Below are 24,944 nucleotides of genomic sequence, written 5' to 3' on the forward strand. Positions count from 1 at the left end.
TTTCAATCCTGATAGCCATGTCTGTGTAGCTTTCGCCAGATCCCAGATTGTAGGCTTTGTGCTATCTCGATGTTCAAACGCCTAATAATTTCGTTCCTATGGGTATCGTCAGAAACTCAACTGGATTAGTAATCGCTGCTTGAATCACTTCAACAGGTGGTATCTTAAAGCCCATTTCCTCACCTGTAGACTGCTGTAAGAGATAAGACATCAATATAAAGTTCCAACCTTTTGTCTCTCGGCCTATCGTTTTGCTAGTAGTTTCAGTAGCTGACTTCGTTTCTTCTCTATCATTTCGATTAGCGAATCATTCAGGTACTACCTCTGTACGTCCCTTTGATTTTTGATAAGAGGATTGACTAGATTGCTGCCGCTTATTTTTATCCCTTTCTTCCTTGGCCTTTAGTTGCTCGACATTGGTTACAAAATCATTTCTCCAGTTTGCTAGTATCTTTCTGTATACTGCATTGATTTATTTAGTTATTCAAGTGCTATAATTTTCATGGCTTCATAAACCAGCTCATTACTGGATTTCTCATTTTCTAACGTTGCGTTAGACGTATCGTAATACGACTCGTTGACGTTACGTACAGAATCATTCGGGATTCCTTCACTAACCCATTGAATAAGGAAAGTATCTTTGACCTCTTTAGTTCTGATTTCACACAATCAAGGATTGGTTTGCCTCCTCGATTAAGATTGTATTTACCCCAGTTTTTAATCACTATTTCTCGAGTATCCTCGTTGTATTTAATAAGCTTATGATGGTCTCTGAAGCGTTGTAATTAAATTGTCTGTCATCTATCGATGTGACTTAATATTGTTGCCTGCCCTAATCTAATACAATAGGTATGCTAGCCTCTTTTGCAAGCTCTCTTAACAGCCAAATATAAGCTGGATAATCCCAACATCTAAAATGATAGGCCCAACACATTGCCAATTATCAAAATAAAGGAACCTGTTGCAGCAATTGCATTCATTACTTATATCAATAACCCTAGCTATTACATACAATGCTTGAATAGCACTAGCAGCGAATGTTTTCAATCGTTCACTATTTGCAATTTCATTTATTTTTTGCAACACTGGACCAAAAGCTCATAATGCTTCATTTTGGAAGTACGTCCACATTTGCGACCAAGTTATTGGCATACTGTCAAACTTTTAATTGATATCATCAGAGGCTGCAAACATTGCATTTTTAACAATGTCGGCTGTACTCATTCCGTCAGCAGCTAAATCACGAATTGCACATCATAGAGACTGGTTCTGCATAGCCCTAATGAGTTGACTCAAGCTATCTTCCATTTGGATTGCTGTGCGAATTCTGGCCATAATTCCACCTCTATTTGAGATAATAAAAAGCATCCTCTAAAATTAGGATGCTTTAATAAATTATCGAATATTTATTTGAACTTTATCTTTTTCTTTTTCCATAAAGATATTTATGCTTTCTGATGCCTCCACTACATTATCTGGCATTTCAATAACAGCAAAACCTTTAACGTTTGATAATGGTCGTACATTTTCGTGATGCAAATCACCATCCATTAAAGTTAAAGAAACATCATAATCATATTTTTCATTATAAACAGCCTTTAAAGATACTCCATCTCTTGCTTTCATTAACTGATCAGCTTCTGTTCCATTGTTGAGAACGTTAAAATTTAATATTAAAAATTTATTACCTTCATTAGCTTCAGATGATACCCGTTCTCTTACAACAGTTTGATTAAATTCAAATGACTCCAAAGTTACTTCCCAATCACCTAATTTAAAAGTTTCACCAATTTGTTTAATTTCAAAGTCTTCATTTTTTTGTTCTTTCTTCGTATCTTTTTCATTTTTCTCATCTATTTTATCTAAGTTTGTTTCATTGGATGATGAGTTGCTTATAGATTCACTTCCGCACCCAACTAAAAAAAGACATAACATAAATAGATAAACAAATAGTTTTTTCATAAATATCCCTCCTATACACAAATATACCTAATAAGAAGAGATTTCACTATAGTTATCTAGCATAATCATCTAATTTTTATCGTTTCTTGCCTTTTCTGGACCCCCGTTTTGCTTCACGTTCTTGTTTTTTCTCCTATTCAATCTTTACTCGTAATGAAGCAATGATGCAGGCTTTATCTGCCATGGGTAACGACACATATTTAGACGGGAGGCGACGCATTTTGTGCACTCACCATCTCCGTCCTCAATTAGTTTTTTTACTTCTTCCACTATATCTTCAAGTTCTGCATCATAACCATTCGCTTCTTGAGTTATGGTGTCCACATACGCAATTTCCCCAATTGTTAGCATTTTACAAAGTAACTGATCTGCACCCATAACACCATAAGAATCCTGTAGCTCTTTATTGTTTAAATTAGGGAATACAATACTTCTACCGTTAATAAACGTTGATATTTAAAGCGGTCAAAATCTGTATTATATTGCCCTTTTTGCTTACCTTGCATGATCATAGAATGCTTAGTAGAATCAGATTTCAATTCAGCATCTCGTTCTGGTGTAATAGGTGCAAACTCCAATCGGATTACCTTGTTCATTTACAAATTCCTTTAAAATAGCTCGCTATCGTTTTGTTTTTTTATTGTGCGCAAAAAATGCAGCTAAGTTTTAATATATAATCATTTTTTCCTTTTTAATTGGTTTTCAAAGAGCCCACAATGACGCGAGCTCTAGTGTTATAACATTTCCTTTCAAATTCCAAATTCCTCTGGCATACCCCAATCCTCAAATGTAAAGTTGATGTAGTATTCTGGATACTCCGTATCTGCATCTTATGCAGCAATGATGCCACCATCCATATTACAATCGATTAGCATTGTCGTTTGACGACCAACTGATGTTGATTTATCCTCATTAGTCACTTGAATATCAAAATAAACACCTTCTCCAGTATCTTTATAACGCTTCAATAACTTACAGAAAATAGATGTATTGAAATAGAATGTGGCACTACCTGAATACTCTGCACCTGTTGATCTATTACCTTTTGCTACACGGCCCATAATAGGGACTTGCGTTTAGGTTTTATCCATACGTACCTCTTGGTTGATTAACTGCGCAAATAAATAACGATTTCCAGAAATCTCGATTACTTTCCCTAAACCTTGCAAAGATAAATATGCGCCAACCTTACCCAGTAAACCCATCCATAGCACCCGTGCCGTCCCGTATTCGGTTGCAAAGTTGTTCTTGTGAATGTGCATTATCAGTACCCCGAATTTCTTGCTCAATCTGATTCAGAGGTTGCTGCATTAGCTAGTTCTCTTCGCATCAGTACTATTGACGAAGTATCAAACATAGTCCCAGATGCAGTATGCATAGCCCTAATTGGTTGACTCAAGCGATCTTCAATTTGTATGGCTATGCGAAATGTTGCCATGATCTCACCTCTTTTTGGCATAATAAAAAGAACACCATTAAATCACTTTTTGGTGTTCTTGAATTAAAAATTATAAAATACCTTTATTTTTTAAATCTTCTCGGTTAATGTAAGTATTTCCATTATAAATTTTAAATCGTATTCCGTTAAAAGTATTTTCAACATCTATTTCATTATCCATATAATCTGTGGGCATATCTGGAACTTCGTATATTACTTTTTCAACAGTGCCAGTAAGAGGGCTAATTATTGAGAAAGCCATTATTAAAACGGTTTTATCCCCTACTCGTTTTGCATGTGCAGAGAAATCCATTCCCTCTGAATTCATATGAAACTCCTTCAATGAAATCCATTCATTGGGTTCTATGTTTTCTAAATCAATATCATTAAATGGATCTCTATCCATAATATTAATACCTTCTTTAACTTCTAGATATCTATCAACTATTCTAGTGGCTTCTTGTGAATATAAACCTTGGGTAAACCAATCCCGGTATGTTTCACCGAATGTTTTTGCTAACCAATTTTGATTTATTTTACCGTCATTCTGCCCCAATAAACGCTCTAGAGTAGTAATATCTGAGAAAAAACTATATAATTGACTTCTTGTATGAGTATAAGTTTTCCCATCGTATATCCAACTGATTTTCTCTTTCAAATCTTTTGGCTTTAAATCTTCATAGGTAACACTGTAAGAAGAAGAGTTACCACTATAGTAAATAGAATAATGATTTTCATATGGATAGCCAATTAACTTTTTATAACCAGAATATTTCCCTGTTCCATTGACTTCATAAATTTTCCCGAAATCAATACTATCTATATCTATAATAGAATCAAACTGAGTTGAAACGTTTGCTTGTTTGTCAATAATAGCTATATCTGTATCGATTAAAATACGCTGGGTGGCACTATCCCATTTAACATCGTGCCCTAAATATTCAGAAATAAAGCGTAAAGGCACATAAGTACGATTCGATATTACTTGTGCAGGCGCAATCAAAATTACAATCTTACCATCAACTAATGCACTATTTTTCCCGATTTCTAAAATTATTTTATGACCATCTTTTACAATTTCTACTTGCTGTTTTGATTGATTCCATTTTGTTTCGCCTTTTAAAGCGGTATTGATAGCACGTATCGGAACTAATGTACTACCATTAACAACTTTTGGTTGTACGTCCATTTCAACTTTTTCATTTTGGTAAAATACGTCGATTGCGAAAGCTGTAGTAGATATACTCAGTGTTATAACAACAGTGAATACAAATATTAAAATTTTTTTCATAATACCCCTCCTTATACACAAATATACATAATAAGAAGAGATTACACTATAGCTCTTTAGCATAATTAACTATTTATTTTCGTTTCTTGCCCTTTTTGGACCCACGTTTTGCTTCACATTCTTGCTTTTTATCATCTTCAATTTTGATTAGAGAGCACTTTTTAGAATCAGATTTCAATTCAGTAACTCGCACTGGCGTGAAAGGTACAAAATCCCATTTCAATCGGATTACCTTGTTCATCAACAAATTTCTTTGAAAGCTCGCTTAATATTATCGTTTTATTTTTTATTGTGTGCAAAAAAAGCAGCTAAGTTTGAAAATATATGATCATCTTAACCTTTTCGTTTTAATTAAAAAGAACCCACAATGATGTGAGCTCGATATTATCCGCTTTAGGTAGATAACATTATACTTTAAGGGGATTTTTCTATGTCGAGAAAAAATAATACGTATTCAAATGGAATGAAATTAGAAGTAGTAGGCTTATTTGGGTGGAGGGAAACTATTGTACTAAATTTTTAAAAAGCAGTCACCTGACATAATTTATTGTTTCTCACCTAAATAACGTTATACTGGAAATTTCATGTGCTTGCCTATTCGCCGTTTGCCACTACTTTCTATGTTGAAATATTCAGTATTTATATTATGCACTACATGAATAAATCTACATTTTCAAACATTACCCAATTATGTTATCCTTTTATAAGTTAATGACCCAAATATTAGGAGTATATATGCAATGAAAACACAGTATTCTATAATTAAACATATCATATTTATTTTAGCTGCCCTCTTAATTTCAAGTGGAATGGGAAGATTAACAGGTTCCCTCGATTACAATTCACTTATTCCAAATAAATATGTTGCGATACTATTCTTTTTTATAGGACTTTCTGTTATGTCCTTTTCGTACCTTAGAAAACCCCGAAAGGAAAAATAATCAACGTTTCCCTTTGCCTGCCCAATCAGGCAGAAGGACCTTGTGGGATACAATGATGGTTCAATCATTATTTTCTCTTAAGCAAGACATCTATAACATCATATGTCCTCTGAAACTTCTGCTTTTATCATTTCATCAGCCTCAATCACCTTCTGCAGCTCAACCTACTTAGAGCATATTTTAGAATTTCTTTCTTTTAGAATAGTTTTTTTAGCCATACTGATCTACTAAAAGGATTGTCCAAAAAACTTATGTTCTAGTAAGGATAAAACATCCAATGTAAACGATCGGCATGTCTTTGATTAATCTTTTCATTAAATTCTGGCTATAAAAGAGAAAAAATGCCAAAAGTCATCGAGAATGGACGTCTCAACGACTTTTGGCAACAGCGTTCCTATATACCTATGTAGGTTTTCTTTTTATTACTTCTTCTTATTTACATCATCTGGATAAACAATGGTATTAAATACTTCTCCGCTAGATGCATCTTTATAAATTACTGTGACTTTATAATCTTCAACGTCTGCACCATTAAATAATTGATAGTACATACCTGTTAAAGCAAGTCCAACTGAGGCCATTGTATCAAGACTACCGTCGAACTCTTTCTTGTTTACAGAAAGTGTGAATTCTGAAAAGGATTTATTATAAGTAATATCTTTAACAGATTTGTAATCTTGACTAGCTTTAATTTCATCTACACTTGCTAAAATACCTTCTTTTAAGCCTTTCATCATTTCTTCGTGCTCAGGTTTAGACATTTTATACGTTAAAGAACCATCATCATTCTTAATGACTTCCTTAATTCCACTATTTTTCGCCTTTGAAATAACAGAATCAATATCCTGTCCCTCGAAAAATAAAGCTGGAATGGTTACTTCTACTTCCCCACCCTTATTGCTCTCTTTTTCTTGATCCTGACTACACGCAACCATCAGAACACTTACTAATAAAAGTAATGGTAACATCCATTTTCTTGCCATTAAATCTCCTCCTCCTACACAAATATACAGAATGTGAAGGGATTTCACTATAACAATTTTTAAAAAATATTTATTAATATAGTAAATACTTTTTATCAATTGCTAGTAAGTGTATATGGAAGTGGATAAATCATTCTACTTTTCGTTCTATAGGATTATATTGTCACGATTGAAAATAACAATGTATATGGTTCAACGTATGCTTCTGTAGTAAAAGCAACTCTTAGTAATATTTCTATTTATAATTCTTCACTCTACCTTCCTTATAGTCCAAAGAATCTTATTCCATACGAATAACCTATTTATAGGAATGGAGGTGAAAATAAAATGGCATCATTTGAAATTGGAGCAAGAAGTCTTTTCAACTTTCGGAACGAGCGCTTTTTTCTAATAGTTGAAGATGAAATTACAGTTCCAGATAAAGGTGTGGAGATTGACCCAGTAAATATCTATGAGATTGACCGACAAACTTTCAGATTTATTAGAGAAGAAGGAGATACACCTGTAGTTGTACCCGTTTTAAAGCTTCCACCTGTACCACCTGGGTTTGACTTAGAACGAAAATGTATTTTTTCGGTGGATAATTCCTACTTCGTCATCTATGATTTAGAAAATGGCACTGATAACCATGTTCTATTAAGAATCAGTGCAGCCCTATTTAACTCGTTAAGAAATTCTGGTGTTCGTGAATGTATTCCTCAAAATTTCATTCATTAAGCAAAAGGAATCAGTTAATGATTACAAGTCCAAGTTAAAACTGATGCTTTTTAAATAGAAAAACTTAGTAAATGTCACACATCAAATGTATATACATTAAAAGGATAGAAGAGCTTAAATAAAATTCGCTCTATCTATCCTCTTTTTACTAAAAATGACCCTATTTATTACAACAATAAAATGAATCTAATGTTTTCTTACTCCACAATCGGTCGTGGAGTAAATATTGTATAGCATTATGCAATTGGCTCTAAAGCCGAAGCAACCTCTGAAAAAATAATTTCACTTCCCAAAATTGGAGATTCCTGTTCCGTGTTATTTGACCCTGCATGGGTTTCTTTAAAAGCAGCGCTATTTTTCCATTGAGTAAAGTCTTCAATCGTGTTCCAATACATATTTACATTCAGTTCATCAAATCCGGTTAGATTTTTAGCAATTAAAACCTCCACTTTTATAAAACCTTCTGTTTTTTGTAAGGGACCTGACCTAGTGAACATGGGCGCCATTTTTGCAGCAAAACCTAATTTCGTTTTAATTCTGTTTGTTACAATGATCATTGATTAGTCCTCCTAAATTTTCTATAAACATTTCTATCCTTTAGTAGAGGTAATTTTCAAGTTTTTAAAAGATTCATCATGTTTAAGTTTGCCATCTTCCATTCGATACACTTTATCGCAGTATTCAAGCATTCGTTCGTCATGGGTAACCATAATTGCTGCTTTGTTTCTTGTTTTTGCTTGTATAGCTATGAGTTGAACCACTTCATGAGCTCTTTTTGAATCCAGACTAGCTGTTGGCTCATCTGCTAGAATAATAGACGGGCTGTTTATAAATGCGCGGGCAATTGCCGTACGTTGGCGTTCTCCTCCAGATAACTGTTCTGGCAACTTATTCAGTTTTTCTGTTAAACCCAGACTTTGCAATAACTCCTTTGCATATTCCTTATCCTGTTTTAAAAGTTTCCCTGACATTCTTTTTACTACAAGTAATTGTTCGAGAACAGTTAAATAAGGCACCAGATTGCTAGTTTGTAGGATAAATCCTATTTCATCCAGCCGCAATTGAGCTAAGTTCTTTTGGTTTAACTGATTAAGGCTCTTGCCGTTAAGAATAACTTCACCTTCAGATGATTGGAGTAAGGCGCCTGCAATGGCAAGAAAGGTACTTTTACCCGAACCTGATGGACCAATAACAGCTATAAACTCACCTTGTTCCACAGTTAAGGATATATTATCAAGGGCAAGAACTTGATTTTCCCCCTGTTGATACAGTTTGGAGACATTTTTTAATTGTATACCTGACATTTATTCCATCCTCCCAATCGCTTGAAGTGGGTCTATTTTTGTAATTTTCCGAACTGAAACTAATGAACTTAAAATAGAAATGACAAGTAAGAACAGGGCATAAAGGACAACTAACTTAAGGTCAAGTGAAAATGGCATTTCATCAGGAAGAATAAGGGCTGTCCCATAGGTTAACAAGATTCCTGCTGTAATACTAATGAATGATAATAGAAATACTTGGGATACAATAGCTTTCCCGAGGAAACGATTGCTGGCGCCGATGGCCTTCAATATGCCAAACTGATTTGATTTTTGCAAGGTAAGTACGTAGAAGAATACCCCCAGTACAAATGCCGAAATGGCCAAAAGGAAAGCAAGCATCATCATAATTGTGCCATTCTCTTCTTTATAACCGGGCATTCCCTGTATGGCTTTGGCCTTAGTTACTGTTTCAGTATTTTTGAAGACCTGATTTAGTTTCTCGGAGTCAATTTCCTCCCCTTGCAGCATAATTGCGTTTACAGGTTTTTCAATCCCTTTATCAGAACCAGGTGCTGCAAATTGAATGGAGCGCCATTTATCTAAGGTAGTAAAAATTGCAGGTAAATGATTGTATGTTTCATTTTTTACAAACCCGACAATTTTCAACTCTTCTAATGATCCTTCTATTTTCAACGTATCACCAATTTTAAATCCCTTTTTCTTTAAAGTATCATTCGCGATTACTTCCAAAGCCTGATTTGCATCGAGGGGCTTTCCTTCTTCTACAGTAGGTTCCAGAAAACTACCTGGATTGATTCCTAGAATGGCAATATCTACTTTTTCATTTTTATTCGAACTCGAATTATTTGTTACTGTTCCCATAGTGGCACCCATTGCTGATACCGCTGAAACATGAGGTTGGCTTTCTAGTTTCCCTGTCAATGTTTCACTTAATAACGATCGGCTCATAGAGGCTCTTGATCCCTCTTCAAAGGTTACATAATCGGTATCCATATTTTTAAAGGTTGCTGCACTAAGAGTAGACAGGCCGTTACCTAATCCTGATAGTATGAATACTAGCCAAGCAATTAGAATAGTTATAACGCCAATCATCAGAAAGCGTAATTTACCATACTTTAATTCTTTCATAGCAAGAAACAATGTACGACACTCCTTTATCATTAATATATAGTCACGTTTGACTAATTGAATTCTAATAGTTTCTTTTTGATTAGTCAAGCGTGACTATATAATTTTATTTTTGTCTCAAATAAAAAAAGGAACCCTCTTTGGTTCCTTTTTTTGTGGATATACTATTTAATCCGAATGATTAAAATTTTGAATAGTTTTTTCAAGAAAGACTATTTCTGCTTCTAGCATAATAATTTTATGTTCGACCGCTAGATTAACACCGGTACGTATCCCATGTGCCGGCGTTTCCTTAAATACATCTATGCGTTTTTTGTTTTTCTTTAATCGTTCTTGCAAGGCCGGGATTGCTTGATCCATAGGAAGGAAATCAATAAACATTAACCCAATATCTCCTTGATAATTAACACTTTCTGCAGAGGATAGATTATCCAATAATAATTGATAAAAATACGTTCGGCCGCTTTCATTTATAGAGTACACTTTTCGGGTAGGTCTATTTCCTTCTTGCACTAATTGAATATCTATATAACCCTTTTGATTTAGTCTATCCAGAGTAGCATAAGCGGTTGGCTTTTTCATATCTGTAACTGTACTTAAGTTTCTTTCGATAAATTCATTAATTTGATATCCATGTTGACTTTGTCCCATTAATAACCCAAGCAGAATTAGTGAGCGATGTTCCACAGAAATCCTCCTTTCTTTCAGCATTCTTTATATATTCTCTCTTAAATTCTATCTGTAGTCAATTGAGTGTTAATTTCGTGCTTGATCCGTTAATGGTGCTATAAAGAAAGGGAACTTTTATTATCTAGAAAAATAACATCTATATTTGGTGCCATTCGTAGATAGCAAACTATAAAAAATGAGATGTTAAAATGAAATTGTTACTTTGGATATCAGTTGGTTTAATCGTAGCTGGACTTTTTGTCCTTATGTCAATGAAAAAAAGCATAGAGGAAAGAAGGAAAAGAGACATCCACTAAATCCGTTGTTTGGTGGATAATAGGGGCCGAGGTGTGGGATTAATAAGTATGTTATTAACTTGTGGTGTTTTTCTGTTTATGTAAAAATGGATGCATTGTAGATAGGTCGAGAATAAATAATTCATTTTGGTGACAGTCCCTAATTAAGACAACGAGCGCGATTGTTTAATAAACGTCGCTGTTCTTCTTCAATTAGCGAGGTGCTTTCGTAGAGGAAGAGACAGTAAACGTTGTCTCCTTTTACTACTTAAATGCTATTTTGATATACTTGCTAGTGCGTGAAAAAATATGTATACTATCAACCGCTGATTTTCTACAAATGCAGCTCCTAAATCTTTAGGATGCTTTTTACACCTGTTACGATGGCAAGGGTATATCCCTTTTCTTGCTACAAAGGCTAGGCATTTGAATATGAGCGCTCGAAGCACACATCTCCTTATTCATTTATGGTACGCAAACATTTTATTTTGTATTTCAATATAGAATTGCTGTATATCAAATTGATGCTGCTTTATAACATCCTCGGCTACTTGTCGAACTTCCTTTTGAATTACATCATCCTTCTCTTCTGTTAAATTGATGATGATGTGGACATGTTCTGATGTCATCGTGTGGTCGATACTGAAGACACCAACATGTTGTGCAGTCATCGTTTCAAATAAATGAGCCATAACATCATTATAGCTAAGCCTGGTCGAGTCAGTGGCTACAGGATCATAAAGATTTTTAATTGTTATTTGAAACGATATCGGGTTTAAATCATTTTTTTGAATACAATCAAGCATCGTTTCCTCTATTTTTTGTTTGGACAGCTGATTGATTGTTTCAGGTATAGACACAAGGAGCTCCATTTTCCCATTTGGCAGGACAGCATAGTCTAATTGAAAGCTATAAGATTCTTTTTGCAGGGCTATGACAATATCACTAATAAGAAATTGATAATGTTGCATATAACCTAATAGTTCATCGTTGCTAGGTTGCGATAGAGACACATTTGATTTCTCAGCATTTTGAATAGGCGTATGGGAAAAAAAGAAAAAGACGACACTAACAATGATGGAAATAAGAAACCATAAGGTAAATAGTTTTTGGATAAACATCTATAGCCCCCTTATTGGGGACTATATGCAAGGTCATTCAAGGAAATTACGATAGAATTTTATAAAATAACACACGGTCTTGATTTTCGCCGCTATAATCACTATGGATAGACATATTATCCATCACCTTGTCACCTTTCTCCATTCTAAATCCCAAATTTTTGTGAAAGGCAATGGACACTTCATTTATAGGGGATGTAACACACTTAACGATATTACGGTGATACTGTTTCACCACATGAAAGAATACATCATATAACCTTTTTGCAATATTCTGTTTTCTATAATCAGGGTGAACCCCTACAAAATGAATGAACGCTTCATTTGTGTTGGATTGTGATAAAAAACCGACAAGAAAACCAATGATCTCGCCATCCTTTTCCATGATGAGGCTTGTGTTCGTAAAGTGATCGAAAAATAATTTAGGCAGTTTATCTGACATATTCCTTCCGCCCCACCACTCATTAATTACTGGCAATAAAGTATAATAATCTGCACTCTGTAAGCTACGAATGTTCATGGTATCCTTCCTCCCTTTCAACTTCACCTTTTAACTGGACATCGTTATGTAGGTCAAGCTACCGATGCATATGACTTTAATTTGTCCTTCGGATATCTCAGATGACTAACAACACTATACCCTCCATCTAAGATGTTTAATCATACTGTTATTTTAACCTACCAGTTATTTCAATTTCAATCTCTCCTTCAAATCTTTGCCATAACCAATGATTTTAATGTATCGCTTAAAGTCTGAATACGATTTGTCGTATCCGTCATCTTCACTAAGAGCTTATTTTCGTCCTCCACTGAATGCACTATATCACCTGTTGATGATGCATTTTGCTCTGTCATTTTATTCAGCTTTTCAATTTGAGATTGGATTGCCTCAAATTGTAAGATGGCACTGCTTAATTCGTGCATCCCCCTTGTCAAGTCTGTATTCGTTTGCGTAAATGATTCCTTTAAACTATTAAAGAAATAACTGACATCCTGTAAAAGCTGTTCCCCGTGCTGTAATGCTTTTTCACCATCATCAGAACGTTGATGAGCCTCCGTCGCTTTCTCAAACAACGTTTTCGTCACATTCGTAATACTGACCGTAATGGCAGCACTTTCCTCCGCTAGCTTTCGTACCTCTTCCGCTACAATAGCAAATCCCTTACCATGTTCCCCCGCCCTAGCAGCTTCAATGGCTGCATTTAGTGCCAATAAATTTGTCTGCTGCGCAATATGTGTGATCCCCTGTAGCAAGCTATCCACCGTTTGCAAACTGAATTGAAGCTCGTTGACGGTTTCTCCGGTTGAGCTCATGGCATGACTCATCACGCTCATTTGAGCCATCGCGTCCTGCATTTTAGCCCATCCTGCCAAAACCTCTTGCTGAAGTTCAGTAGATTTCTCCACTGTGTCCTTTGAAATCGTCAACGTTTCATTTACAAAATGAACAGAATCACTCATAGTGACATGAATCATTTGCAAACTAGAAGCCTCTTGCTGAATACTGGCAGAAATATCCTCAGTGGCTAATAATATTTGTTTACTAGAGCCAGAAATACTTTGCATGGTTTGCTGGAATTGCGTCACATGTTCGTCCAAAGCCTGACTGCTTTTCTCGATTTCCTGGAATGTATTTTGTAATTGATTGAAAGAAGCTTGGACTTCATTTTGCTGAATTTCAGCATGTTTAATAAGCTCATTCCCCCATTTAGCAAGTAAATAAAAAGCAATAATGACACCGTTCATAATCGCTAGAAGAGTGATGAAAACAATGATGTCATCAAAGGGCCCTAATAAAGATGAAGAATTGACCAAATATAAAATGATAAAGCTAATGTTAGTTAGCAACCCAAAAAACACAATTAATTCCTTTTTAAAATAAAGCGCGATAATGGCAATGGTGCACAGCAAAATATAATGTTTATTCAATGAAAAACTATCTAGCAAAAATAATGTAAACACTATACTTGATGGAATAAGACCAAAGATAAACCCTTTTACATAAGCTTTTATCGGCAAAAAATAATTGCATATAGCTAAAGCGATAACGGCTAGTCCGACAAATAAAAATAGTATTCCTTTTGATATAATCATAGGTCCACAAATTAGAATGGCTAAAATCGATATTATTGCCAAATTAACTCGGTGCACTTTCCTTGTATCATAACGAATTTTGTTCTCCATAATGATCCCCCTAAAAAATGAATGGACATTCAGTTTGATTTTCTATTATTATATAGTATAACTACTACTTTTTGTAGCTAAAAATCGACTTTTAGAGCATATACTTCACATTATTGAAATTAAAGGGGGAATTCTTTTGAGCAGAGTCCAACAAATCGCCGCAAATTTTTATTGTATTGATACGCATGATCTAAATAGAGAGCAACGAACAAGCTCCTATCTATTAATTGATGAAAAAATAACCTTAATTGAAACGTCTGCTAGTCCATCCGTTCCATACATTATGGAAGGATTAAAGGAATTAAATATCGCTTTAGAGGATATTCACTACGTCATTGTGACACATATTCATTTAGACCATGCCGGTGGTGCAGGCTTATTTTTACAGAGCTGCCCTCATGCTAAATTAGTTGTTCATCCTAGAGGGTCGGCCCATATGATCGATCCGGGCAGACTCATTTCCAGCGCTAAAGGCGTTTATGGGACCGAATTTGACCGCCTTTTTCATCCGATTGTGCCGATCGATGCAGCCCGAATTATAGAAGTAAGTCATGAACAACAACTCCATTTAGGACAACATCATTTAACGTTTTATCATACAGAGGGCCATGCAAAACATCATGTTTCTATGCTTTATTCCGCTACTAACGGTCTTTTTGTTGGGGATACAACAGGTGTACGTTACCCAGAAATGGACGGTGAAGCAATTGATCTAATCATACCTTCCACTTCCCCAAATCAATACAATCCTGAAACGATGGAGCATTCCATTCAATTGTACGAAAAGCTACAGGCAAGCGAATTATATTTTGGCCATTATGGAGCTTATAAAAACCCAGCAGAGGCCTATCGTCAAGTACGTTATTGGACACCTCTTTTTTTAGAAGAAGGCCGTAAAGCACAAGGAGCATCCAGCCAGCTCCAGGAACAAATTCGCGATTTAGATGCTCGATTAAAGGAGCTGTTATTTAGCTACTTACAAGCAAATGGTCTATCACCCGACCACCCCGTCTATCAAACCATTCCATTCGATACGATTGTGTCAGCGATGGGAATATTGGATTATTTAGAAAAAGTGAAAGCACAGGTTACACTTTAATCATAAAAAGGGTCAAGAAGTAGCTTACAATACTTCTTGACCTGATGAGCATTATTCATTTATACGATCTAAAACTGCTTGAAAGTCCTGTTGTTCCCCTACTTCTCGAAAGTATTTAAAAGGATTGCTTATTTTCTTCATTCGCTCCATAACAGCAGGAATCGAAAAATAATAGGGTTTTAAATCGTCATTAACCTCTTCCCAATGGAGTGGCGTTGCGACTAAGCCTAATTCATTTCCACGAGTGGAATAAGGGGCAATTATCGTCTTACCTTCAGCATGCTGCACATAATCTAAATATAATTTATTATGGCGATTTTTTTTTAATCGCTCGATTGTATATAAATGTGGCTTTTGTTGGCATAAAAAACGACAAGCAAATTCAGTAAAAACGCGAACCTCCTCATAGGTAAATTTATTTGCTGGTAACGGGATATAGAGCTGTAACCCTTTCCCGCCTGAAGTTTTGACAAATGATTGTAGCTGAAAATAATCAATAATTCCTTTTAAATCTAGTGCCCCTGCAATCGCCAAAGAAAAATGGTCCGTTGAAGGGGGATCTAAATCGAAGACAATCTCTGTCGGATTCATAGTTTGTCGTGTTTGAAATGGAATATGCCACTCTAATGCTAATTGATTGCCCAGCCATAACAATGTTTCAAGATTATTACAGACCATATAATCAATCTCATCCATCATCGCTGTGCCTACAAAATCAGGTAATTTATCTGGTCTACTTTTTTGATAAAAGCTTTCCCCAGGAACACCATGTGGATAGCGTATTAAAGTTAATGGGCGATCTTGAAGAAATGGCAATAAATAGGGCGAAACACTTTGTAAGTACGATAAATAATGATCCTTTGTTACACCTATTTCTGGCCATACAGGTTTATCAGGATGTGTTATAGGAACTGTTTCAGGAATAGGAAACAGCTGTCGCTGCATATGCTGCCATTGGCAAATATCTGGTGTTAATTCCAATCGAAAGGCATGAAATTTTGGTTCTCGGAGCTTACTACCATCAAAATCTATGCAGGCAATATCAACACAAATAGAAGGCTCTAACTCCCACAATTCTTTCTTACGTTGCCCTTGAGCCTGAAAAAAAGCAACGAGTGTTTGATGCTCTTCCTCCTTCATGCCATGTTTAAATGTAACAACCTCTCGTAAATTTCCTCCGTCATAAATGGAACCTTGGAAATAGCCATTACTATGATCATATTGCGTCACAATGACTGTCACATAACGCCAGTTTTTAATTTTCAACCAATGGCTTGAGCGTGTGTTATCCAGCCATTTACTAGTTTTCTTCTTGGCAACCATGCCCTCCCCATTGTAGACCTTAATCGCCTGCCATAAAATATTACTTTCCTCCTTAGCCTGCACAATTTGTATGACCTTTCCATCTTGATCATCTACATTGGGAAGCTTTACCTTTGCTGCTAGCTTTGCCAATTGCTCTTTACGAGTTTTTAAATAACGGTTGCTAAACGATTCCCCTTTGATCATTAACATATCAAACACGAGAAGCCTCATGGGGAAGGCTTGAGCATGCTTTGCAATGACATCTTGATTTTGCATTCTCCCTCTTTGCTGGACAACAGAAAATTCACTTTTATATGGATTGCTTAAATACACAAGCTCCCCATCAAAAATGAGTGGTAAAAATGCTTTCACTGAAGCATGTATTTGGTGACAATAATCTATAATTTCAGGAAACGAATGATTTAAATTGCGCCCGTTCCTACTAATAAGTATCGGTTGCTCATCCCATATTAAGAGGCATCGAAAGCCATCATATTTCGTTTCATAAAGCCAGTCATCCCCTATTGGAATTTCATTTGCTTCCGTTAAAAGCATTGGTTTCATGTCACAATACCTACCTTGCTTTTTATCTACAGTGTTTGATGATTTCGATTTACAATACATAAAATACTGCAAAAAATATCATAGTAAGAAAAAGAGGTGACATTTGTATGCATACAGTATGGAAAGGAAGCATTTCCTTTGGACTTGTCAATATCCCAGTAAAGCTTCATGCCGCTACGGAAAATAAAGATATTAAACTGCGACAGCTCCATAAGGAATGCCATACACCGATTAGCTATAAAAAGGTTTGCGAGGGGTGCAATCAAGAAGTAAAAGATGAGGACATTGTAAAAGCTTATGAATATACAAAAAATAAATTTGTCGTACTGGATCAAGCGGATTTAGAAAACTTACGGAAAGAAAATGAAGATAAAGCCGTAGAAATTATTGATTTTGTACAATTGACGGAAATCGATCCGATTTATTTTGAACGCACCTATTTCCTATCCCCTGATTCTACTGGTGCTAAAGCCTATTCATTATTGCGTAAAACATTAGAGCAATCTGGCAAAATTGGCATTGCTAAAATCATTATTCGTTCAAAAGAACAGCTTGCTGTTGTGCGAGTGTATCAAAATGCACTCGTGATGGAGACCATTCATTATCCTGATGAGGTGAGGAGTGTCGGGGATGTCCCGAATATTCCAAGTGAGCAGGACGTTGTACCAAAGGAGTTAGAGACAGCTCTGATGCTGGTCGACCAATTAACGACCACATTTAACCCAGAGAAATATACAGACGATTATCGGAATGCATTGCTGGACTTAATCGAAGAGAAAAAAGCAACCAATACGGTAGCTACGAACGATCAACAACGACCAGTTCCCGATAATGTCACAGATTTAATGACTGCGCTACAGGCATCCTTAGATAAAACGAAAAAGCCTACTACAAGAAAGCGTACAACACGCACAAAGAAAAATGCCTAAAAATGAAGCGTATCCACTCATCGGAATACGCTTTTTATTGATTAAAACTGACGAAAATAATTGTCTACATCCTTTTGGTGCTGAACTAATAATACTTTATCTAATAGATCTTCCCTTTTTGTAAAAAATTGTGGCTTCCCCACCTCTTCAAAACGTTTATTCCATCGAAACATTTTAAAAAAAATCGAAAAAGTTGGCTGATAATGGGCTTTTTCGATTCCTATTTTTTGTTTGACGAACCTCTTTATAATCCGAGCAGTACGAATTTTATAAGGCGTATCTAGAAAGATAATACAATCCGCTTGCTGAAAGCTTTGTGCCACCCATTCCTCCTGATGGATTCCTTCAATAATCCACCCGTCTGTTTGGATAATACATTGTAGATATTCCTGTCTCTCTTGCTCCGTCCTTCTAATATCCCCCGATTGGTTACGAATCCAAACTACATTGTCTAATTCATGAAAAGAAAGCTGGAGCATTTTGGATAATGAACGTGCTAATGTTGTTTTCCCACTACCAACAGAGCCAATAATATGTATTTTTCGCGGAAGTTCCAATGACATTGTAGTATCCCCCTCTGTATCCTTGTAGAAATGTCCATTTATTATACAATAAAATAGGAGGACCATACATGAACCCACCCAATATCCAAAACCATTTACAAACCTATTATAATCCATCTGATTATGAATCTCAGGTATGAAACAACACAAATGAACGCTAAGTTTAATCTGTAATATCTCTTATCATTCACTTCAAATTGTCTCCTTTTATCCAAATGGAAAGAACATTCCTTACTGAATATACTAAATTTTTAAAATAATAACTTTTATAACCAACACTTGTTTAAAAATGTTAATCTATTATAAAAAAGGGTGATCATTTGTCAAAAAACTCCTATAAATATTTAAAATATATAGCGTTATTTATTCTCATAATTCAAGCCCTATATTTAGGAATTCCAGATTCTGTTGAGCCTGTGTTGGTTTATGAGTACATTCTATTTTTCGGATTCGCTTATTTATTTGCTATTCTTCAAGATTTTTTTAATCCAAGTGAAAAAACCGCAATATTATTACGTGTAGCCCTTATCATCAGTTCAATTATCATGGCTATTACATCCATCTATTATAAAGAAATGTTCACGATTATTTTTTCTATAATAATGACCATTGGGATAAGTTTCTCATTACATTTAGCAATCAAACATAAGCAAAAGGATTAAATACTCTTTGCTTGTTTTTCTAAACCAATGGTACGAATATGTTGTTTTTGTTAAGTAATTAATATTGTTGCCAATTCAAAACGGATTGTACTGTTTGCTGTTCAGGTCTTTTAAAAAGGATTTGCAACCAAACTAACACCTAAATTTTAATAAAAGGTGAGACAATGAGAGAAAATTTAATTTCTAATCTATTACTTTTATTTGGCACGTTTGTTTTACTAGGGGCCTTCGCTTATCGGTTATTGATTACTTCTGATATACCCGTTTCATATGCAATTGATGAAGCCATGATTCTACATGTACTCCTATTTAGTTCCACACTGTTATTTGTGTATGGCTCAATTATTGGCTCTCAAAATGCCATTCGCTACACTCTAATAGCTGTATTAACGCTATTTACGATGCTGAACATCTTTCTTTTCGATACCGATGCTGAATATTTTGGCGCTTCTTATGCTCAAATAGCCATAGCATTTATAATGCACCCATTATTAGTTATATTAGTGAATATTTTTATGCAATTAAAAACAAGATGAACCGATTGAGGCTGGTCTTGTTAACATAACAGATACAGAGTCAAGCAAGTTCTTTTTCATAATAAGCAACTTATTATTCCATGAAAAAAAGGATAGATTTTCTTCATCTATCCTTTCCTTTTAATCCGTACTACCTTACTCTTCTTTTCTCACCTGATAATGCATTTGGACCATTTGACCGTATCGCTTTGTCTCGAGTAGCTTTAAATCTTCAAATGGACGCGGTTGTTTAAATAATGGAATACCTGCCCCTATTAAATGCGGGGTAATGGTGATAATCCATTCATCAACCAACTGCTCCTGTAAAAAAGCATCCAATATATGAGCTCCACCGACCATCCAAATTTTTGCGCCTGATTGTTGTTTTAATTTCTTAGTGAACGCCACCACATCCCCTTGGACAAATTCCACATGCTCATCTTTCCCTGTTTGAGATTTGGTGAACACATAACATTTCTTATCAGGATAAGGGAATGTATCGAGATGCTCTTTGACATAATCATATGTTCGTTTCCCCATAATAATCGTATCGATGGTTTGATACATATCCGCATAGCCATTATCCCCTTCCCCCTCTGTTTCTTCCAGCCATTGTAAGTCATCATTTTCTTTAGCTATAAACCCATCTAAACTTATTCCGATAAATACCACTATTTCTCGTGACATCATGTCAGCTCCTCTTCTTTTGAAAATCTTTCGTACAATGTATATACTAAACATAAAACATGACAACTATTGACATGATTAATTAAAAAAGGTGAAAGAATATGTCCAAGGCTAAACGATTAATTGATATTTTGTTATTTGTCAGCGCTAAAAAGCAATTTACAGCCCAGGAAATTGCCGATGCCTTCAACATTTCTGTAAGAACAGTGCATCGTTACCTGTTAGATTTAAGTGATATGGGGCTGCCAATTTACGCAGAGCAAGGAAGAAATGGTGGATATACAGTGCTTTCAAGTGCCATTCTTCCCCCTATTTTATTTACAGAGGAAGAAGCGGTTGCTATTTTCTTTGCGTTCCAATCTCTGCAATATTATCGTGATTTACCATTTAATACGGAAATGAAGTCTGTTTCACAAAAACTATATGAATCGTTACAGAAAGAGGCGCAAAAAAAGGTAGATAGTCTGCAATCCTATATTGCCTTTTGGAATCCTAAACGCGCTATTTCTACACCTCTTTTATCAGACGTATTAGAAGCGGTTATTAACCATTTACAATTAGACATTCAATATGAATCAAAATCAGGCATCACAACTAAGCATGTCCATCCTATTGGCGTGTATGCGCATGATGGCTTGTGGTATATGCCTGCTATTCATTTACAAACAGAGAAAATCCTTCTATTTCGAGTTGATCGCATTCATTCAATGAATAAAAGCGATAAAGGCTATGAGACATCTGTTCATTTACAGCAATGGCTAGAGAGTCCCCATGAACCTCAGCAGCCAATACGCTTGTATGTCGAATTAACAAGAGAAGGTGTACGACAATGCAGAAGTGAGCCAAATTTCGAGAAGGTGGTGGTTGGTCATAGTGATGGAACTGGCTATATCAATACAATGATTGACCAAGGAGAGATTCACTTTATTAGCTCCTTTTTTTATCGCCTAGGTCCGGATGCGATTGTCAAAGAACCACCTGAATTAATTCAGCTTTTGCGTCAACATGCTCATGCTATATTAGCGACATACCCTATAGAAAGCTAATTCCAAATATGACGATTTTGTAAGATTCACGTAACATTCTTCGTTACTAATTTTTAGGAAACGACCTTATACTTGGTTGTAAGGAGGAGATGACGTTGCAACCAACCGACAACAACAAACGTATTGATACTTTAGATTATTTAAGAGGGTTTGCCTTACTTGGCATTATTTTAGTGAATATCCCTGCATTGATGTGGATTGCACCACCACAAATAGCTAGTGATATTGCCTATAGTCGATTTCTCACGCTTTTTATAGAGGGTAAATTTTTTATTATTTTTTCTTTTTTATTTGGCATAGGATTTTATCTTTTTCTTTCGCGTGCAATGGCTAGAAATGATAGAGCCTATGTATTATTTAGTCGCAGACTTTTAATATTATTATTAATGGGGCTTATCCATTTCTATTTTCAACCAGGAGAAGCATTAACTGTCTATGCCATTTTTGGTTTTTTAGCCTTACCTTTTTATAAAGTACGGAAAGAAATCAATTTAATAGTTGGGATCATTCTATTAGCCCTGTCAGCTTATTTTGGGATAAAGATCCTCATGCCTTTCCCACTAATTTTGCTAGGTTTAACTGCTGGACAATACCGCCTATTTGAAAACATCTCTGTACATCGAAAAAAAATCATGCTAGTGACGATTGTAATGTTCTGTGTTAGCATAGTTAGCTGGCTTTATCAGTGGCACTATGTCCCTACAGCCAATGTTAATATCAATCATTTATCCAAAATTCAACTGGAAGAGCATATTACTAATATGGAGCAATTTGCGTTAATTGGACTACAGTTTAGCCCATTTGTTTCCGCTTTTTACATGGGGGTTATTATCCTATGTTTACAAAGTGTATTATTCCAACGACTATTATCACCATTAAAGGCGTATGGACGCATGGCCCTAACAAATTATTTAGGGCAAACTGCACTCATTTTAATAATCGGTCATACATTTCAACTAATTGGGCAACTTCGATTCCTCGAGTCACTATGGATTTGTCTAGGTATTTACGTTTTCCAATTAATCTTCAGTAAGCTATGGTTACACTATTTCCGCTTCGGACCACTGGAGTGGCTGTGGCGAATGGGGACCTATTGGACAGTCCCTCCCCTTAGAAAAAGAAAAGATTTTTAGCCAAGGATATATACCTATCAGCATAAAGCAAAACGTCATATATTGGTAATGTACCCTACTCGCTTTCCATCTTTGCTCATATCTTCAGGAAGATACACATCCCCATTTTTTTGGTCACTTATTGAAAAATAAGTGACCTTTTTTGGCTGCTAGTCACCATGGTTCTGCACCTGTCTCTTACAGCATGCATACTATACATATAATACCCTTTTTTGCAGGGAGGATTTTATGAAAAATAACAAAGGCTATCGGAATAGTGAAGGAGCTGAGTCAGTGAGTCAAGCTGCTAAGCTGGCTGTTATTGCGGGAGCCATCACAACACTTGGTGACGCACTAGCGACCATTGCAGCAGGTCTTGCCTTGGAAGATGAGTTACAAGAGAACCAAGGTAAAAATAATGATATTGATAAACTGCAAAAGCAAATTGACGATTTAAATTATGAAATGAAGCAATTAAAAAGAATGCTTCGGTAAAATGTAGCCATGAACGTAAAAAAAACGACAATATTCAAAGGATATTGTCGTCTCAGACTGTAGACAAACTCAAAAAATTTGAGAGTTTGCCAACAGTCTTTTTTCTTTTACAATGAAATAAAGTAAAGCCGTTGATTTCCACTACGGGCGGACGCTTTCTGCGGGCGGGGTCGAGCTGCTTCCCTCGCTTCGCTCAGTCCAGGATCTCGACTTTCCCGCTTTTCCCGCAGGAGTTGCCGCCCTTCGTTCCCATCAACTTCTACATAAAGTACTTACTTTTATCTATATAGGGTGTTGAAAAGTAAATTTTTGAGGTGATAAACGATGATGACGAAGAATCAAACCAATGAACGAGAACAATTAGAAATGTTAACGTGATCAATTAGTTCCAAACAATCATTTAGTGCGAAAACTAGAGACTGCTATTGATTTTTCATTTATCTATCCTTTAGTCGAACATCTCTATTCACCTAATGGGCGTCCTAGTATTGATCCTGTTGTTCTCTTTAAAATGGCGTTTATTCAGTACGTTTTTGGTATTCGGTCCATGCGTCAAACCATCAAAGAAATTGAAACGAATATGGCGTATCGTTGGTTTTTAGGATTTGGCTTCCATACAGAAGTCCCGCATTTCTCTACCTTCGGTAAAAATTATGTCCGTCGCTTTTAAGACACCGATATATTTGAGCAGATTTTCTATCGTATTTTTAAAAGAGATTATGCATCAAGGACTCCTCCATGCAGACCATTTATTTATCGATTCCACGCATGTTAAAGAAACTAGCTACTTGGACATGGCAGACAGCTTAAGAGAGCATCTATGCTCGAAGAGGATGTTAGATACAGCAATGATATACCAAATATTGAATATGAAAGAGAAAGAAAAATGACAAAAGCCATCGAGAATGAACTTCTCGACGGCTTTTGTCTACAGTCTGAAACGACAATATTCAAAGGATATATTCGTTTTTAAATTTTACAATGAAATAAAGTTAAGCAAGCAATCTTCACGGTGGATGGTCTGTTTTCGGTGGCGGAATAGCCCTTCCTTCCAACTGTCTTCGTAAAATGAACTTTTAAGGGTATAAATGATAATGACAAATCATCAAATCATTTAGCAGCCCAAATATCAAGCTCTATTTTAATCTCTGGCAAACCTAGTGCTGATACATAGGCTATGGTCATTGATGGATAGGAATCGCCAAACATACCTTGCCATTGCTCGTCGAAATAATCCCAATCTATTTCCTCTGTAGCCCAAATATTGACCTTTACAATGTGAGAGGCATCAATTCCCTCTGAAGCTAAAATCGTTTCAATATGATAAAAGGTATTTGTTATTTGTTCCTCTAATGTCTGTGGTAATTGATCATCTTGGTCCAAACCAATTTGACCAGAAAAAACATACATTGTTGCATCTTTTGGAATAATTGTGACATGACTATATTTCCCTACAGGCTTTGGTGCCTGTATTGGGTTTTTACGCACTAGTTTTGATTTCATGTTGAATCTCCTTTAGGTTCTTTTTTTCTAAAAAAGTGCAGACTTATCCCTTGTTCAACTATTCTAGAAAAAAACAGCAGTGGAGAATCCAATGCCCATGCTTAAAAAACGGATAGATCTTTTTTTCATAAGCTTTCTCCCCTTTACCTAAAGTTATTGCCATATTACCATTTCTATCCCTCTTTTTCAATTTATAACTGAAATTATTAAGAATTTTCTTTTTAAGACTCTGAGGCAATTAACTATTTAAACATAGCGAATCTAACATATACTTAATAGTGTAAAGCTAAATTAGCCTTACACCTCCGAAATTGTTACTAGGGTTACTCCATCCCAAGTGGTCCTTCCTTTTTTCACAATTAAAACTAGGTACTCTCTTTGTGGAGTACCTAGTTTTTTGGTTAGTATGCGTGTTCATTCACAGAATACCATATCATCCTCTACAATT

28 protein-coding genes and 1 pseudogene are annotated in these 24,944 nt (G+C 35.6%); 9 read left to right on the forward strand and 20 right to left on the reverse strand.

The features are described 5' to 3' along the window. Nucleotides 1-73 precede the first annotated feature (73 nt). The 9 genes from A2J09_RS23685 to A2J09_RS08115 all read right to left on the reverse strand — a co-directional run bounded on the left by A2J09_RS23685 (nucleotide 74) and on the right by A2J09_RS08115 (nucleotide 6,615). Nucleotides 74-214 (reverse strand): hypothetical protein, encoded by a 141-nt coding sequence (locus A2J09_RS23685; RefSeq protein ID WP_155726283.1) that lies wholly within the window; start codon nucleotides 212-214, stop codon nucleotides 74-76. Nucleotides 215-1,395: 1,181 nt separating this feature from the next. Beyond that, nucleotides 1,396-1,962 (reverse strand): DUF4352 domain-containing protein, encoded by a 567-nt coding sequence (locus A2J09_RS08090; RefSeq protein WP_012294656.1) that lies wholly within the window; start codon nucleotides 1,960-1,962, stop codon nucleotides 1,396-1,398. 144 nt (nucleotides 1,963-2,106) lie between these two features. Then, nucleotides 2,107-2,340, reverse strand: coding sequence for a phage tail assembly chaperone (locus A2J09_RS24165; protein WP_012294657.1), 234 nt, complete (start codon nucleotides 2,338-2,340; stop codon nucleotides 2,107-2,109). A gap of 32 nt (nucleotides 2,341-2,372) precedes the next feature. Beyond that, nucleotides 2,373-2,558 (reverse strand): hypothetical protein, encoded by a 186-nt coding sequence (locus A2J09_RS24170; protein WP_227256851.1) that lies wholly within the window; start codon nucleotides 2,556-2,558, stop codon nucleotides 2,373-2,375. Between the two features lie 234 nt (nucleotides 2,559-2,792). Further along, complete coding sequence (locus A2J09_RS24175; protein ID WP_012294659.1) at nucleotides 2,793-3,023, reverse strand: phage tail tube protein; 231 nt, start codon at nucleotides 3,021-3,023, stop codon at nucleotides 2,793-2,795. 15 nt (nucleotides 3,024-3,038) lie between these two features. Then, nucleotides 3,039-3,224: a hypothetical protein gene (locus A2J09_RS24180; RefSeq protein ID WP_227256852.1), complete on the reverse strand. Its 186-nt coding sequence runs from the start codon at nucleotides 3,222-3,224 to the stop codon at nucleotides 3,039-3,041. Between the two features lie 23 nt (nucleotides 3,225-3,247). Beyond that, the gene (locus A2J09_RS23690; RefSeq protein WP_155726284.1) at nucleotides 3,248-3,400 is read right to left on the reverse strand and encodes a hypothetical protein; all 153 of its coding nucleotides are present in this window, start codon (nucleotides 3,398-3,400) and stop codon (nucleotides 3,248-3,250) included. Nucleotides 3,401-3,470: 70 nt separating this feature from the next. Next, nucleotides 3,471-4,691 carry a stalk domain-containing protein gene (locus A2J09_RS08105; protein WP_051563253.1) on the reverse strand — a complete coding sequence of 407 codons (1,221 nt, stop codon included), beginning with the start codon at nucleotides 4,689-4,691 and terminating at the stop codon, nucleotides 3,471-3,473. 1,363 nt (nucleotides 4,692-6,054) lie between these two features. After that, a complete protein-coding gene (locus tag A2J09_RS08115) occupies nucleotides 6,055-6,615 on the reverse strand; it encodes a hypothetical protein (RefSeq protein WP_012294663.1) in 561 nt (186 codons plus the stop codon). A gap of 327 nt (nucleotides 6,616-6,942) precedes the next feature. On the opposite strand from A2J09_RS08115, the gene A2J09_RS08120 reads away from it, so the two are divergent. Beyond that, nucleotides 6,943-7,332, forward strand: coding sequence for a hypothetical protein (locus A2J09_RS08120; protein ID WP_012294664.1), 390 nt, complete (start codon nucleotides 6,943-6,945; stop codon nucleotides 7,330-7,332). Between the two features lie 236 nt (nucleotides 7,333-7,568). Here the strand turns inward: A2J09_RS08120 and A2J09_RS08125 are convergent, their stop codons facing one another. From A2J09_RS08125 to A2J09_RS08155, 7 genes are all read right to left on the reverse strand, one after another. Further along, the gene (locus tag A2J09_RS08125; protein ID WP_012294665.1) at nucleotides 7,569-7,889 is read right to left on the reverse strand and encodes a heme oxygenase; all 321 of its coding nucleotides are present in this window, start codon (nucleotides 7,887-7,889) and stop codon (nucleotides 7,569-7,571) included. A 33-nt stretch (nucleotides 7,890-7,922) separates the two neighbouring features. Continuing rightward, a complete protein-coding gene (locus tag A2J09_RS08130; RefSeq protein ID WP_012294666.1) occupies nucleotides 7,923-8,636 on the reverse strand; it encodes an ABC transporter ATP-binding protein in 714 nt (237 codons plus the stop codon). Beyond that, nucleotides 8,637-9,758, reverse strand: a complete 1,122-nt coding sequence (locus A2J09_RS08135; protein WP_036161812.1) for an ABC transporter permease — start codon at nucleotides 9,756-9,758, stop codon at nucleotides 8,637-8,639. Nucleotides 9,759-9,914: 156 nt separating this feature from the next. Next, a complete protein-coding gene (locus A2J09_RS08140) occupies nucleotides 9,915-10,433 on the reverse strand; it encodes a PadR family transcriptional regulator (RefSeq protein ID WP_036161815.1) in 519 nt (172 codons plus the stop codon). A 739-nt stretch (nucleotides 10,434-11,172) separates the two neighbouring features. Next, nucleotides 11,173-11,832 carry a hypothetical protein gene (locus tag A2J09_RS08145; protein ID WP_012294668.1) on the reverse strand — a complete coding sequence of 220 codons (660 nt, stop codon included), beginning with the start codon at nucleotides 11,830-11,832 and terminating at the stop codon, nucleotides 11,173-11,175. Between the two features lie 46 nt (nucleotides 11,833-11,878). Then, complete coding sequence (locus A2J09_RS08150) at nucleotides 11,879-12,352, reverse strand: GNAT family N-acetyltransferase (protein ID WP_012294669.1); 474 nt, start codon at nucleotides 12,350-12,352, stop codon at nucleotides 11,879-11,881. A gap of 188 nt (nucleotides 12,353-12,540) precedes the next feature. Beyond that, a complete protein-coding gene (locus A2J09_RS08155; RefSeq protein WP_036161818.1) occupies nucleotides 12,541-14,016 on the reverse strand; it encodes a methyl-accepting chemotaxis protein in 1,476 nt (491 codons plus the stop codon). Nucleotides 14,017-14,152: 136 nt separating this feature from the next. On the opposite strand from A2J09_RS08155, the gene A2J09_RS08160 reads away from it, so the two are divergent. Next, nucleotides 14,153-15,115 carry an MBL fold metallo-hydrolase gene (locus A2J09_RS08160; protein ID WP_012294671.1) on the forward strand — a complete coding sequence of 321 codons (963 nt, stop codon included), beginning with the start codon at nucleotides 14,153-14,155 and terminating at the stop codon, nucleotides 15,113-15,115. Between the two features lie 51 nt (nucleotides 15,116-15,166). On the opposite strand, the gene A2J09_RS08165 is transcribed toward A2J09_RS08160, so the two are convergent. Then, nucleotides 15,167-16,984, reverse strand: a complete 1,818-nt coding sequence (locus A2J09_RS08165) for a DNA ligase D (protein WP_012294672.1) — start codon at nucleotides 16,982-16,984, stop codon at nucleotides 15,167-15,169. Nucleotides 16,985-17,091: 107 nt separating this feature from the next. Between A2J09_RS08165 and A2J09_RS08170 the strand changes: the two genes are divergently transcribed. Further along, a complete protein-coding gene (locus tag A2J09_RS08170) occupies nucleotides 17,092-17,913 on the forward strand; it encodes a non-homologous end joining protein Ku (protein WP_012294673.1) in 822 nt (273 codons plus the stop codon). Between the two features lie 41 nt (nucleotides 17,914-17,954). On the opposite strand, the gene A2J09_RS08175 is transcribed toward A2J09_RS08170, so the two are convergent. Continuing rightward, complete coding sequence (locus A2J09_RS08175) at nucleotides 17,955-18,476, reverse strand: AAA family ATPase (RefSeq protein WP_012294674.1); 522 nt, start codon at nucleotides 18,474-18,476, stop codon at nucleotides 17,955-17,957. A 320-nt stretch (nucleotides 18,477-18,796) separates the two neighbouring features. Here A2J09_RS08175 and A2J09_RS08180 point away from each other — a divergent pair, with 320 nt between their 5' ends. Next, nucleotides 18,797-19,138: a hypothetical protein gene (locus A2J09_RS08180; protein ID WP_036161823.1), complete on the forward strand. Its 342-nt coding sequence runs from the start codon at nucleotides 18,797-18,799 to the stop codon at nucleotides 19,136-19,138. A 164-nt stretch (nucleotides 19,139-19,302) separates the two neighbouring features. Continuing rightward, nucleotides 19,303-19,674: a hypothetical protein gene (locus A2J09_RS08185; protein ID WP_012294676.1), complete on the forward strand. Its 372-nt coding sequence runs from the start codon at nucleotides 19,303-19,305 to the stop codon at nucleotides 19,672-19,674. A 135-nt stretch (nucleotides 19,675-19,809) separates the two neighbouring features. Here A2J09_RS08185 and A2J09_RS08190 read toward each other — a convergent pair whose 3' ends face one another. After that, entirely contained in the window at nucleotides 19,810-20,340 is a 531-nt protein-coding gene (locus tag A2J09_RS08190) for a dihydrofolate reductase family protein (RefSeq protein WP_036162774.1), read from the reverse strand. A 101-nt stretch (nucleotides 20,341-20,441) separates the two neighbouring features. Here A2J09_RS08190 and A2J09_RS08195 point away from each other — a divergent pair, with 101 nt between their 5' ends. From A2J09_RS08195 to A2J09_RS23410, 4 genes and pseudogenes are all read left to right on the forward strand, one after another. Next, a complete protein-coding gene (locus A2J09_RS08195; protein ID WP_012294678.1) occupies nucleotides 20,442-21,386 on the forward strand; it encodes a helix-turn-helix transcriptional regulator in 945 nt (314 codons plus the stop codon). An 89-nt stretch (nucleotides 21,387-21,475) separates the two neighbouring features. Next, nucleotides 21,476-22,519, forward strand: a complete 1,044-nt coding sequence (locus A2J09_RS08200; RefSeq protein ID WP_012294679.1) for a DUF418 domain-containing protein — start codon at nucleotides 21,476-21,478, stop codon at nucleotides 22,517-22,519. Between the two features lie 228 nt (nucleotides 22,520-22,747). Further along, complete coding sequence (locus tag A2J09_RS08205; protein WP_012294680.1) at nucleotides 22,748-22,993, forward strand: hypothetical protein; 246 nt, start codon at nucleotides 22,748-22,750, stop codon at nucleotides 22,991-22,993. A 324-nt stretch (nucleotides 22,994-23,317) separates the two neighbouring features. Next, nucleotides 23,318-23,778, forward strand: a pseudogene (locus tag A2J09_RS23410) (transposase); the annotation flags it as partial. A 325-nt stretch (nucleotides 23,779-24,103) separates the two neighbouring features. On the opposite strand, the gene A2J09_RS08215 reads toward A2J09_RS23410, so the two are convergent. After that, the gene (locus tag A2J09_RS08215) at nucleotides 24,104-24,496 is read right to left on the reverse strand and encodes a RidA family protein (protein WP_012294682.1); all 393 of its coding nucleotides are present in this window, start codon (nucleotides 24,494-24,496) and stop codon (nucleotides 24,104-24,106) included. Nucleotides 24,497-24,944 lie beyond the last annotated feature (448 nt).

It is taken from the genome of Lysinibacillus sphaericus (assembly GCF_001629735.1).
In the GTDB taxonomy this organism is placed as follows: domain Bacteria; phylum Bacillota; class Bacilli; order Bacillales_A; family Planococcaceae; genus Lysinibacillus; species Lysinibacillus pinottii.